The following is a 12,861-nucleotide window of genomic DNA, read 5'->3' on the forward strand; positions in this document are numbered from 1 at the left end:
TTAGTAATAGTTAATCGAAGTTTCATGATCACGTAACCGGAGCCGATCGGATCGATTCGTGCCCACGCTCCTGACACTTCAGATCAACGGGGAAGAGCGCGACGTCCTGGCGCCGGCGCACAAGACGCTGCTCGAGGTGCTGCGCGAGGAGCTGAACCTCACCGGCACCAAGCACGGCTGCGAGCTGGGCGAGTGCGGCACGTGCACGGTGCTGGTGGATGGCGTCCCGGTCCTCTCCTGTCTGGCGCTGCCCATCGAGTGTCAGGGCCACGAGATCAAGACCGTGGAGGGCATGGCCCGGGGCGGCCAGCTCCATCCGCTGCAGCAGGCGTTCGCGGAGCTCGGCGCGGCGCAGTGCGGCTACTGCACGCCGGGTATCCTGCTCACCGCGGAGGCCTTGCTGGCGGACAATCCGACGCCGACGCGCGATGAGGTGAAGATCGCGCTGGCCGGCAACCTGTGCCGGTGCACGGGGTACACGAAGATCCTGGACGCAGTGGAGCTGGCCGCCCTGCGGCTGCGCGGACAATCCCCTGGCGAGCCGGGCGAGGTGCAACCGCTCGCCCCGCCGCGGAGTACTCCGGCATGAAGAAGGATCGCTACGCGATCGTCGGGCAGTCGCTCCCCAAGATCGACGCGTGGGCCAAGGTGGTCGGCGAGACCAAGTTCGCCGACGACCTGGTGATGTCGCGCATGGCCCACGGCAAGCTGCTCCGCAGCCCCCACCCGCACGCCCTGATCAAGCGCATCGACACCACGCGCGCCCGCGCGCTGCCCGGCGTCTACGCGGTGATCACCGGGCACGACCTGCCCCGCGTGAAGTTCGGCATCCTCCCGGTGTCGCAGGACGAGGAGGCGCTCTGCGTCGAAAAGGTCCGCATGGTCGGCGATGCGGTCGCCGCGGTGGCCGCGGTGGACGAGCAGACCGCGGAGCGCGCCACCGAGCTGATCGACGTGGAGTACGAGCCGCTGCGCCCGCTGATGTCCATCGAGGACTCGCTGGCGCACCCGGAGGTGCGCATCCACGAGTACGGCGACCGCCCGAACGTGCACAAGGCGGTGGCGCTGCAGTTCGGCGACGTGGAGGCGGCCTTCGCGGCCGCGGACCTGGTGCGGGAAGACGTCTTCTTCTTCGAGGGCAACACGCACCTGCCGATGGAGCAGCACTCGGCGGTGGCGCAGTGGGGCGCCGACGGGAAGCTGGCGCTCTGGTCCTCCACCCAGACCCCGCACTACGTGCATCGCCTGCTCGCCAAGATCCTGGACGTGCCGCAGGCCCATATCCGGGTGATCGCGGCGCCGGTGGGGGGCGGCTTCGGCGGCAAGCTCGACCCGTTCGCCCACGAGATCGCCGCGTGCAAGCTCTCGCAGGTGACCGGGCGGCCGGTGAAGATCACGCTCACGCGCGAGGAAGTGTTCTACGTCCACCGGGGCCGGCACCCGGTGCTGATGTGGATCAAGACCGGCTTCGCCCGCGACGGCGCGATCACCGGGATGCACTTCCGCTCCTGGCTCGACGGCGGCGCCTACGGCTCCTACGGGGTCGCCTCCACCTTCTATACCGGCGCGCTGCAGACCGTGACCTACAAGATCCCGGTCTACAAGTTCGAGGGTGCGCGGGTGTTCACCAACAAGCCGCCGTGCGGACCCAAGCGCGGGCACGGCACGCCGCAGCCGCGCTTCGCGATGGAGTGCCAGATCGACAAGGCGGCCGAGCAGCTCGGCCTGGATCCGGCCGACATGCGTCGCCGCAACCTGGCCGAGCCGTTCACGAAGACGGCCAACCACCTGACCGTGACCACCATCGGCCTCGGCGAGTGCATCGATCGCGTGGTCGAGGCCTCCGGATGGCGGCAGAAGCGCGGCCATCTGCCGGCCGGCAAGGGGATCGGCATCGCGTGCTCGTCGTATCTGACCGGGGCGGGCACCGCGATCTACTGGAACGACATGCCGCACTCCGGCGTGGTGGTGCGCGCCGATCGCAGCGGCCTGGTGGCGGTGCTCTGCGGGGCGACCGACATCGGGCAGGGCTCGGACTCGATCCTCGCGTACCTGGTGGCCGAGGTGCTCGGCATCGAGCCCAAGGACATCCGCGTGCATCCCGCCGACACGGACCTGACCCCGGTGGATCTCGGATCGTATTCCTCGCGCGTGACGCTCATGGCCGGCAACGCGGCCATCCAGGCCGCCGAGCGTCTGCGCGAGAAGCTCTTCGCCGCGGTGGCGCGCAAGCTCGAGGTCACGCCGGACCGGCTGGCCGCGGGAGACCGCCGCGTGTTCGTGGAGGACGACAGCGAGCGCGGGGTGACCTTCGCCGAGGCGGTGGTGCTGGCCGAGAGCCTGTTCGGCGTGCTCGCGTTTCCCGGCTCGTACGCGCCGCCGAAGCGCGCGGGCAAGTACAAGGGCGGCGGCGTGGGCCCGTCGCCGTGCTACTCCTACTCCGCCTGCGTGGTCGAGGTGGACGTGGACCGCGACACCGGCGAGGTGAAGCCCACCGAGGTCTGGATCGCTCACGACGTGGGCCGCGCGCTCAATCCGCTGCTGGTGGAAGGGCAGGTGGAGGGCTCCATCTACATGGGGCTGGGCGAGGTGCTGATGGAGGAGCAGGTCTTCCGCAAGGGGGTCCACAAGATTCCCTCGCTGCTCGAGTACAAGAGCCCGACCACGCTGGAGACGCCGGAGATCCACACCATCCTCGTCGAGACCGACGATCCGGAGGGCCCGTTCGGGGCCAAGGAAGCAGGCCAGGGGCCGCTGCTGCCGGTGATCCCGGCGGTGGCGAACGCGGTTCACGACGCAGTCGGGGTGCGCATCGACGAGACGCCGATCACGCCGGAGAAGGTCACGAAGGCGATGGAGGCCGGGCGGCAGGGCAAGCTCGCGCGCGTCGGGCCGGAGCGGCTGCCCGTGTTCACATTCCCGGAGCCGAAGGCCGTGGAGTCGGCATTCGGGTTGCCGGCGGAGGGGATCGCGGTGCGACCGTTTGCGGATCCGCCTCGGGCGGAGACCACCCCTCACCCTGCCCTCTCCCCTGAGGGGAGAGGGGGGAAAGGCGAGGGGCCTGAGGGGAGAGGGGGAGGGGGCGGGGCATGATGCGGTTGCCGCCGTTCACGTATCTCGCGCCCGTGTCGGTGGGTGATGCGGTGAAGCTCATGGCCGATCACGGGCCGGGAGCCATGCTGGTCGCGGGCGGCACCGATCTGTACCCGAACATGAAGCGGCGGCAGTTCGAGCCGACGGTGCTGGTCGGCCTGCGCGGCATCAGGGGGCTCGCCGGGGTACGCCGGCCGGGCGGGGGCGGGCTCGCCATCGGTGCGGGCACGACGCTCACCGCGGTGTCGCGCCACCCCGAGGTGCGCTCACGATACGCGGCGCTGGCCACCGCGGCCGGCGCGGTGTCGACGCCGCAGCTGCGGAACATGGGCACGCTGGGCGGCAACGTCTGCGTGGACACCCGCTGCAACTACTACAACCAGTCCTACCAGTGGCGGAAGGCGGTCAACTTCTGCATGAAGAAGGACGGCGAGATCTGCCTGGTCGCGCCGGGCAGCCCGCGCTGCTGGGCGGTGTCCTCCTCGGACACCGCGCCGGTGCTCTGGAGCCTGGGCGCGAGCGTGCGCATCGCGGGGCTCGCGGGGGAGCGCACCATCCCGCTCTCCGCGCTCTACCAGGACGACGGCATCCAGTACCTGACCAAGCAGCCCGGCGAGATCGTCACCGAGATCGTGCTGCCGGCGGCCGACGGCGTCCGCTCGGTCTATCTCAAGCTGCGGCGCCGCGGGTCGTTCGATTTCCCGGTGCTGGGTGTCGCGGCGGCGCTCTCCATGGACGGCGACCGCGTGCGCGAGGCGCGGATCGTGCTGGGCGCGGTCGCCTCGCTACCCCGCGAGGCGCCCGAGGCCGCGCGAATCCTGGTCGGCGAGCGACTGACCGATGCGGTGATCGAGCGCGCGGCGGATGCCGCCTACCGCCCGGCCAAGCCGCTGGACAACACGGACCTCACGCATCCCTACCGCAAGAAGATGACGCGAGTCTACGTGACGCGCGCGCTGCGACGGCTCGCCGGGTTGCCGGAGGCCGCCTCGGCATGACCGCGCTCGGCCAGCGCATCAAGGCGTTCCGCGCCGAGCGCGGGCTGCAGCAGCGTCAGCTCGCGGAGAAGGCCGGCCTCACCCCGAGCATGCTCTCGCAGATCGAGTCGGGCCGGCTCACCCCGTCGCTACCCACGCTGGGCAAGCTGGCCGGCGCGCTCGGCGTGCCGATCGCCGCGCTGTTCGAGCCGGCGCCGACCGGGCGCCTGCACGTGACTCGCAAGGTCGACTATCCGGTCGTCTCGTTCGACGGCTCGTCGGAGCGATGGCACGTATTGGGAGCGGGACTCTTCCAGGGTAAGATCCGGGCGGTGATGTCGACCCTCGGGCCTCGATCGCGGGGCGTGAAGACCGACAAGGTGGTCATCGAGCCGGGGCAGATGAAGCTCTTCTACGTCATCGAGGGCAAGGTGGCCCTCCACTACAACGGCGATCGCCATGTGCTGGACGCGGGCGACAGCGCGTACCTCGACGGGGGCACCGCGCACGGCTGGGAGAACCTGGGCGCCCGGACCGCGAAGGCCCTCTGGGTGATCCTCGGATAGCGGCGGAGAGAACGGATCATGGCCGACAACGAGCGGGTGGTGGTGGACTTCCGGACCGAGCCGGCCCGGTACAAGCACTGGAAGCTGTCGTTCGCCGGGCCGGTGGCCACGCTGGCCATGGACGTGCAGGAGGACGGTGGTCTCGTGCCGGGCTACGAGCTGAAGCTCAACTCCTACGACCTGGGCGTGGACGTCGAGCTGTACGACGCCATCCAGCGGCTGCGCTTCGAGCATCCCGCGGTGGGCGCGGTGCTGCTGACCTCCGCCAAGGAGCGGGTCTTCTGCGCGGGGGCCAACATCCGCATGCTCAGCCAGTCCTCGCACGGATGGAAGGTGAACTTCTGCAAGTTCACCAACGAGACGCGCAGTGCGATCGAGGACGCGACCGCCCACTCGCGCCAGGCGTGGCTGGCCGCGGTGCACGGCCCCTGCGCGGGCGGCGGCTACGAGCTGGCCCTGGCCACCGACTGGATCATCATGGCCGACGACGGCTCCACCACGGTGGCGCTGCCCGAGGTGCCGCTGCTCGCGGTGCTGCCGGGCACCGGCGGACTCACCCGGCTGGTGGACAAGCGTCACGTGCGCCGCGACCGCGCCGATTTCTTCTGCACGCTCGAGGAGGGCATCAAGGGCCAGCGCGCGGTGGAGTGGCGGCTGGTGGACGAGGTGGTGCCGCGCTCGCGCCTGGCCGAGGCCACGAAGACGCGCGCGGGCGCGCTGGCCGCCCGCACCGACCGGCCCGCGGGCGCGCGCGGGATCACGCTCGACCGGCTCGAGCGGGGCATCGAGGGCGACCGGATCACCTACGGGCACGTGACCTCCGACATCGACCGTGGGCGCGGCGTGGCCGAGATCACGGTGGCGGGCCCCCCCGCGCCGCCGCCGGGCGATGCGGCGGGCATCCACGCGGCGGGCACCCGCTTCTGGCCGCTGGCCGTCGCGCGCGAGCTGGACGACCTGATCCTCCACCTGCGCACGAACGAGGAGGAGATCGGCCTCTGGCTCCTTCGCACCACCGGCAGCGCCGACCTCGTCGAGGCGCACGACCGCGCGCTCCTCGAGCACGAGGCCGACTGGCTCGTGCGGGAGATCCGGCTCTATCTCAAGCGCACGCTCAAGCGCCTGGACGTCTCGTCGCGCTCCATCTTCGCCCTGATCGAGCCGGGCTCCTGCTTCGCGGGCACGCTCCTCGAGCTGGCCCTGGCCGCGGACCGGGCCTTCATGCTCGACGGCCCGCGCGAGGGCGACGCGCGGCCGGCCCCGGCGGTGCGCCTCACCGGGATGAACTTCGGCCCGTATCCGACGGTGAACGGCCTCACCCGCCTCGAGAGCCGCTTCCTCGACGAGCCGGGGCGGGTGGACGACCTGAAAGGGCGTATCGGCGAGGACCTGGACGCGTCGGACGCGTCGGAGGCGGGGCTCGTGACCTTCACGCCCGACGACATCGACTGGGAGGACGAGGTGCGCATCGCCATCGAGGAGCGCGCCGCGTTCTCCCCGGACGCGCTCACCGGCATGGAGGCCTCGCTGCGGTTCGCGGGCCCGGAGACGATGGAGAGCAAGATCTTCGCCCGACTCTCCGCGTGGCAGAACTGGATCTTCCAGCGGCCCAACGCGGTCGGGCCCAAGGGCGCGCTGAAAGTGTACGGCACCGGCGAGCGCGGCGACTTCGACCGCAGGAGAGTGTGATGCCGTCGATCGACTACATCGAGCGGATCCCCAACAACGTCAACCTGGCCGAGAACCGGCGGCTGCTGCGCGCGCTCGAGGACTGGCAGCCGAAGTTCCTCGAGTGGTGGCGGGACATGGGGCCGGACGGCTTCCAGGCCAAGGACGTCTACCTGCGCACCGCGGTCAGCGTGGACGCGCGCGGCTGGGCCCAGTTCGACTACACGCGGATGCCCGAGTATCGCTGGGGCATCTTCCTGGCCGAGCCGGAGCCGGGCCGCCAGATCAACTTCGGCGATCATCTGGGCCAGCCCGCCTGGCAGGAGGTTCCCGGCGAGTACCGGGGGACTCTCCGCCGGCTGATCGTGACCCAGGGAGACACCGAGCCCGCGTCGGTCGAGCAGCAGCGGCACCTGGGACGGACGTGCCCGTCGCTCTACGACCTGCGCAACCTCTTCCAGGTGAACGTGGAGGAGGGCCGCCACCTCTGGGCGATGGTCTACCTGCTCGACGCCCACTTCGGCCGCGACGGCCGCGAGGAATCCGAGGCGCTGCTCCAGCGGCGCTCCGGCGACCACGACAAGCCGCGGATCCTCGGCGCGTTCAACGAGCGCACGCCGGACTGGCTGTCGTTCTTCATGTTCTGCTTCTTCACCGACCGCGACGGCAAGTACCAGCTCGCGAGCCTCGCGGAGAGCGGCTTCGATCCGCTCTCGCGCACCTGCCGCTTCATGCTCACCGAGGAGGCCCACCACATGTTCGTGGGGGAGAGCGGGGTGGGGCGCATCGTGCAGCGGGCGTGCGAGATCATGCGCGAGCACAAGACCGACGACGTGCGGCGCCACGGCGGGGTGGACCTGCCGACGATCCAGAAGTACATCAACTTCCACTGCTCGGTCTCGCTCGACCTGTTCGGCTCCGAGGTGTCCACCAACGCGGCCAACTTCTACACCATGGGGCTCAAGGGCCGCTTCGAGGAGACCAAGAAGAAGGACGATCACCGGCTCAAGGACGGCACCTACGGGGTGGCGACCCTGGCCGGGGAGAAGATCGTCGCCCGGGAGGAGGCCGCGCTGGTCTCGCTCAACGAGCGGCTGCGCGACGACTACATCGCGGATTGCCAGCGCGGGGTGAACCGCTGGAACGACATCATCAAGAGCTACGGCATCGACTTCACCCTCACGCTGCCCCACCGCGGCTTCCGCCGCGCCATCGGCGCCTTCGCCGAGGTGAAGGTCTCGCCGGACGGGCGCGTGATCAGCGAGGCGGAGTGGGACGCCCGGCACCGGGACTGGCTACCCACCGACGAGGACCAGGCCTATGTGACCAGCCTGATGCAGCCGGTCACCGAGCCGGGCAAGATGGCCGGCTGGATCGCCCCGCCTGCGCGGGGCATCAACAGCCAGGCGCCCGACTTCGAGTACGTGCGGCTGGGCTGAGCCCGGGAGAGCGCGGCGTGAAGCCGGTCACCTCGAAGACGCTGGGGCCGACGTTCGGGATGTACTCGCACGGCATGGTCGCCGCCGGCGGCGCGATCGTGGTGGTGGCGGGGCAGGTGGCGGCGGACCGGGCCGGCAAGCTGGTCGGGCCCGGGGACGCGGTGGCGCAGACGAAGCAGGCGTTCGAGAACGTGCGCGCGGTGCTCGAGGCCGCGGGCTCGAGCATGCGCGAGATCGTCCGCTTTCAGACCTTCCTGACCCACGCCGCCGACATCGACGCCTTCATGAAGGCGCGCCAGGAGGTCTTCCCGCGCTACTTCCCGGACGGCGTCTATCCGCCCAACACCATCCTGGTGGTCTCCCGCCTGGTGCTGCCCGAGCTGCTGGTGGAGATCGAGGCGATGGCGGTGAAGCCGGCGACCACCAACGGCGGCCCGCCCGCCGCGGCAGCGGGCGCGAAGCGCCGCCGGGCGCGGGCGACCGGGCGGCGCGCGACCTCGCGGAGGCGGCGATGATGCAGGTGCCGGCGCGATTCAACGCCACGACGTTCTTCGTGGACCGCCACCTCGCCGAGGGCCGGGGCGACCGGATCGCCTTCCACCACGACGGCGGATCGCTGACCTACGCGCAGCTCGCCGATCTGGTGAACCGCACCGGCAACGCCCTGCTCGACCTGGGGGTGCGACCGGAGCAGCGCGTGCTCTGCCTGCTGCTGGACTCTCCCGAGTTCCTGGCCACGTTCTGGGGTGCCATCAAGATCGGCGCGGTGCCGATCCCCGTGAACACGATGATGCGCGGGGACGACTATCTCTACTTTCTGGAAGACAGCCGCGCGCCGGTGGCGGTGGTCTCGGAGCCGCTGCTGGCCGAGGCCGGACCGATCCTGGCCCAGGCGCGCTTTCTCGAGCACGTGATCGTGGTGGGCCGCGCGTCGGGATCGCAGATCGGCTTCGAGCCCTGGGTGGCGAAGGCCTCCTCCCGGCTTCACGCGTTCGACTCCTCGAAGGACGATCCGGCGCTCTGGCTGTACTCCTCGGGCTCGACCGGGAGACCGAAGGGCGCGGTGCACCTGCAGCACGACATGGTGGTGTGCTCCGACACCTACGCGCTGCAGGTCCTGGGCATGACCGAAGCCGACCGCACCGTCTCGGCCGCGAAGCTCTTCTTCGCCTACGGGCTCGGCAACAACATGTACTTTCCGATGCGCGTGGGCGGCCAGGGCGTGCTCTATCCGCATCGGCCGACGCCGGACGCGATGTTCGAGCTGATCCAGCGGCACCGGCCCACACTGTTCTTCGGCGTGCCCACCCTCTACGCGGCGATGCTGCAGGTGAAGGAGGCCGAGAAGCGCTACGACCTCTCGTGCCTGCGCCTCTGCATCTCGGCGGGCGAGGCGCTGCCGGAAGAGCTGTACCGGCGCTGGCAGGAGCGCTTCGGGGTGGAGATCCTGGACGGCATCGGCACCACCGAGATCCTGCACATCTTCCTCTCGAACCGGCCGGGCCGCGCGCGTCCGGGATCCACCGGTCAGGTGGTGCCGGGCTACGAGGCGATGGTGGTGGACGACGACGGCCGCCCGATGCCCGCCGGCGAGATCGGCAATCTGCGGGTCAAGGGCGACTCGACGATGGCCTACTACTGGAACCAGCACGAGAAGACGAAGGACGCGCTGGTGGGCCACTGGATCCAGACCGGCGACAAGTACTACCAGGACGCCGACGGGTACTTCTGGTACTGCGGGCGCGGCGACGACATGCTCAAGGTCGGTGGCATCTGGGTCTCGCCGGTCGAGGTGGAGAACACGCTCATCGCGCATCCCGCGGTCCTCGAGACCGCGGTGGTCGGCCACGCCGACACCGACGAGCTGATCAAGCCGAAGGCCTTCGTGGTGCTGAAGGACGGCCACTCCGCCTCCCCCGCGCTCGAGGTCGATCTCAAGACCTTCGTGAAGGACAAGATCGCGCCCTACAAGTACCCCCGCTGGATCGAGTTCGTCACCGAGCTGCCCAAGACCGCGACGGGCAAGATCCAGCGCTTCAAGCTCCGGCAGTGACGGCCCCCCGCGAGCCGGGCGCCGACCGGCTCGAGACGCTCGACCCGGAGGCCCTCCGGCGCCATCAGTGGGCGCGGCTCTCCGCCCTCGCCGAGGCCATCGTGCCCGCCAACGCCTTCGTCACCACCCGGTGGAAGCGCGCCGGTCTCGCCGACGCGCGGGACCTCCGGAGCTGGGACGACTTCCATCGGCTCCCGCTCACCCGCAAGAGCGAGCTGATGGAGGACCAGGCGGCGCATCCGCCCTTCGGCACCAATCTCAGCTATCCGCTGGACCGGTACGTGCGCGTGCACCAGACCTCCGGAACCACCGGCACCCCGCTGCGCTGGCTGGACACCCAGGCGTCCTGGGACTGGTGGGCGCGGTGCTGGATCTCGGTGCTGCGGGGCGCGGGCCTCGGGCCGGGCGACCGCGTGTTCTTTCCGTTCTCCTTCGGGCTCTTCGTCGGCTTCTGGGCCGGCTTCGAGGGCGCGCGCATGCTGGGGGCGATGGCCATTCCGGGGGGCGGGCAGGATTCCGCGCAGCGGCTGGCCACCATGGAAGCGCTCGGCGCGACCGCGGTCTGCTGCACGCCGTCCTACGCGCTGCACCTGGCCGAGGTGGCGCGCGGGCGCGGCGTCGCGCTGGATCGCCTCGGCATCCGCGCGACGGTGCACGCGGGCGAGCCGGGCGCCGGCATCCCCGCGGTGCGGGCCCGGCTGGAGGCCTGCTGGGGCGCGCGCGCGTACGACCACGCGGGGATGACCGAGATGGGCGCCTACGGCTTCGAGTGCGCGGCCCAGTGCGGCCTGCACGTCAACGAGGGCGAGTTCATCGCGGAGGTCGTCGATCCGACCACCGGCCGTCCGGCCGACGACGGCGAGCTGATCCTGACCAACCTGGGCCGGCTGGGCTCGCCGTTGCTTCGCTACCGCACCGGGGACCGGGTGCGGGTGGCCCGGCAGCCGTGCGGCTGCGGCCGCCGCTTCCTGCGCCTCGAGGGCGGCATCCTGGGGCGCATCGACGACATGCTGATCGTCCGCGGCGTCAACGTATTCCCCTCCGCGCTCGAGGGCATCGTGCGCCGATTCCCCACCGTCGACGAGTTCCTCATCGAGGTCTACCGTCGCGGGCAGCTCGACGAGGTGCGCCTGCTGCTCGAGATCAGCGGCCAGCCGGCCGCGGTGGTCGCGGCGGTGCAGGAGGCCGTGCGCGTGGATCTGGGGATCCGCGTCGAGGCGGTGCCGGTCCCCGGGCGGAGCCTGCCGCGGTACGAGCTGAAGGCCCGGCGCCTGGTGCGCCGCACCAGCGCATAGCTCCCACTGGTCCTACGCGCGAGACCGGCCGCCCGGATGGGTTGACCCGGCCGCGCTCCCGCTGGTAGTGATGGGTGGTCATGCCGCCTGCAGTAGCCGGGTCGGAGACCTTTCCCGCGCTCATCGCCCGCATCGCCACCGGCGATCGCGACGCGTTCAGCCGCTTCTACGACCTGGCCGCCCCGTTGGCCTTCGGACTCATCCGCCGGGTGCTCCGCGACCCCGAGGCCGCCGCGGAGGTGTTGCAGGAAGTGTTCTGGCAGGTGTGGAAGGAGGCGCCGCAGTACGACCCGAAGCGAGGCAGCCCGGAAGCCTGGCTCGTCATGCGGGCGAAGACCCGGGCAATCGATCGGCTGCGGTCCATGCGTAGAAGGGACAGGACCTTCGTGGGGCCGGTGGACGAGGCGGTGACCCGCGCAGAGGACGCCCCCGGTGAGAATCCGGCCGCGCGGGCCGAGGACCGCGGCCTCGTGCAGACCGCGCTCGCCCAGCTCCCGGAGCCGCAGCGGCGGGTCATCGAGATGGCGTTCTTCGACGGGCTGACGCAATCGGAGATCGCGACGAAGCTGGGCGAGCCGCTCGGCACCGTGAAGACGCGCGCTCGGCTCGGGCTGGAGCGGCTGCGCGGCGCGCTCGGGGAAGGGAGGATGTCGGCGACATGACCCGCGACGAGATCGGCGAGCTGGCGGCCGCGTACGCCCTGGGCGCGCTCGAGGGCGGCGAGCTCGCGCGCTTCGAGGCACTGCTGCGCGCGCAGGACGCCGACGCGCTGGCCGCGCTCCGCGACGCCGAGAGCACACTGGTGGACCTGGCCGCCGCCGCGCCGACGCCGCCGCCGCCGGCGGTGAAGGCGGCGCTGATGGAGCGCATCGCGGCCGAGCCGGTCGCCGCGCGTCCGCCCGCCGTGCTCCCGCTGTCCCGCCGGCGGCGCCCGCTGTGGCCCGTCATCCTGAGCGGGGCGATGGCGGCCGGACTCGCGGCGGTCGTGGTCGGCTGGTCGGTGTCGGCGACCTACGAGCACCGGCTCGACGCCCTGGCCCGCGACGCCGATCAGCTGAAGGCCGAGCTGCGAAGCCAGCAGACGGTGCTGAAGATCCTGCGCGATCCCGCCACCCAGGTGGTGTCCCTCGCGGGTCTGCCGCCGGCTCCCAGCGCCCGCGCGCGGATGCTGTGGCACGCCACTGCGGGCGGGGTCTTCGTCGCGGCCGGACTGCCCGCGCCGCCCCCGGGCAAGGCCTACCAGCTGTGGGCGATCGCGGGCGGCAACGCGCCGGTCTCCGCCGGGGTATTCTCGGTGGACGCCAGCGGGACCGGCAGCCTCTCGGTCGCGCCGCTGCCGGGCGTGAGCGCGGTCAACGCCTTCGCGGTGACGCTCGAGCCGGCGGGCGGGCGGCCCGCCCCGAGCGGCGAGATGTACCTCCTCGGCAAGTCCTGACCTCGGCCCCTCGCTTCCATCCGCCGGCCGCGATCCCGGAAAGTTGCGATGCACTCCCGCGAGGGGGAAGATGTGGCAGTCGCGGATGGCGAGGAGGTGAGAGAGCAGTGCGAGGAGCGATCAGGATCGTGGCGGGTCTGCTGCTGCTGACCGGCTGCTCGTCGGCGATGCCCGTGGACACGACGACCGCCAAGGCCACCGAGGCGCAGCAGTGCCAGCGCGGCGGCGGGTGGTGGCGCGCGAATCTGGGCGTCTGCGACTGGCAGGGGACCGGCAGCGGTAAGCAGTAAGCCGGATGGAGACCGGCGTCCTCCTCGTGTTGGGCGCGCTGGCCT

12 protein-coding genes are annotated in these 12,861 nt (G+C 71.2%); all 12 read left to right on the forward strand.

Translation table 11 applies throughout. The features are described from left to right. Positions 1-58: 58 nt before the first annotated feature. The 12 genes from VKN16_05735 to VKN16_05790 all read left to right on the forward strand — a co-directional run bounded on the left by VKN16_05735 (position 59) and on the right by VKN16_05790 (position 12,816). Entirely contained in the window at positions 59-589 is a 531-nt protein-coding gene (locus tag VKN16_05735; protein HME93697.1) for a (2Fe-2S)-binding protein, read from the forward strand. Beyond that, entirely contained in the window at positions 586-3,093 is a 2,508-nt protein-coding gene (locus VKN16_05740; protein ID HME93698.1) for a molybdopterin cofactor-binding domain-containing protein, read from the forward strand. The genes VKN16_05735 and VKN16_05740 overlap by 4 nt, the downstream gene beginning before the upstream one ends. Beyond that, on the forward strand, positions 3,090-4,091 hold the full coding sequence (locus tag VKN16_05745; GenBank protein HME93699.1) for an FAD binding domain-containing protein: 1,002 nt from the start codon (positions 3,090-3,092) through the stop codon (positions 4,089-4,091). The genes VKN16_05740 and VKN16_05745 overlap by 4 nt, the downstream gene beginning before the upstream one ends. Next, positions 4,088-4,636, forward strand: a complete 549-nt coding sequence (locus VKN16_05750; GenBank protein ID HME93700.1) for a helix-turn-helix domain-containing protein — start codon at positions 4,088-4,090, stop codon at positions 4,634-4,636. Before VKN16_05745 ends, VKN16_05750 begins: the two co-directional genes overlap by 4 nt. 18 nt (positions 4,637-4,654) lie before the next feature. Next, positions 4,655-6,325: a 2,3-epoxybenzoyl-CoA dihydrolase gene (gene boxC / locus VKN16_05755; protein ID HME93701.1), complete on the forward strand. Its 1,671-nt coding sequence runs from the start codon at positions 4,655-4,657 to the stop codon at positions 6,323-6,325. Further along, positions 6,325-7,743, forward strand: a complete 1,419-nt coding sequence (gene boxB / locus VKN16_05760; protein HME93702.1) for a benzoyl-CoA 2,3-epoxidase subunit BoxB — start codon at positions 6,325-6,327, stop codon at positions 7,741-7,743. The genes boxC and boxB overlap by 1 nt, the downstream gene beginning before the upstream one ends. Before the next feature lie 17 nt (positions 7,744-7,760). Continuing rightward, positions 7,761-8,258, forward strand: coding sequence for a RidA family protein (locus VKN16_05765; protein ID HME93703.1), 498 nt, complete (start codon positions 7,761-7,763; stop codon positions 8,256-8,258). After that, the gene (locus VKN16_05770; protein HME93704.1) at positions 8,255-9,796 is read left to right on the forward strand and encodes a benzoate-CoA ligase family protein; all 1,542 of its coding nucleotides are present in this window, start codon (positions 8,255-8,257) and stop codon (positions 9,794-9,796) included. The genes VKN16_05765 and VKN16_05770 overlap by 4 nt, the downstream gene beginning before the upstream one ends. Further along, positions 9,793-11,091, forward strand: coding sequence for an AMP-binding protein (locus VKN16_05775; protein HME93705.1), 1,299 nt, complete (start codon positions 9,793-9,795; stop codon positions 11,089-11,091). Before VKN16_05770 ends, VKN16_05775 begins: the two co-directional genes overlap by 4 nt. A gap of 80 nt (positions 11,092-11,171) precedes the next feature. Beyond that, positions 11,172-11,753, forward strand: coding sequence for a sigma-70 family RNA polymerase sigma factor (locus VKN16_05780; protein ID HME93706.1), 582 nt, complete (start codon positions 11,172-11,174; stop codon positions 11,751-11,753). Next, on the forward strand, positions 11,750-12,526 hold the full coding sequence (locus VKN16_05785; protein ID HME93707.1) for an anti-sigma factor: 777 nt from the start codon (positions 11,750-11,752) through the stop codon (positions 12,524-12,526). The genes VKN16_05780 and VKN16_05785 overlap by 4 nt, the downstream gene beginning before the upstream one ends. A gap of 128 nt (positions 12,527-12,654) precedes the next feature. Next, positions 12,655-12,816: a hypothetical protein gene (locus VKN16_05790; GenBank protein HME93708.1), complete on the forward strand. Its 162-nt coding sequence runs from the start codon at positions 12,655-12,657 to the stop codon at positions 12,814-12,816. Positions 12,817-12,861 lie beyond the last annotated feature (45 nt).

This window comes from Candidatus Methylomirabilota bacterium (assembly GCA_035315345.1).
In the GTDB taxonomy this organism is placed as follows: domain Bacteria; phylum Methylomirabilota; class Methylomirabilia; order Rokubacteriales; family CSP1-6; genus CAMLFJ01.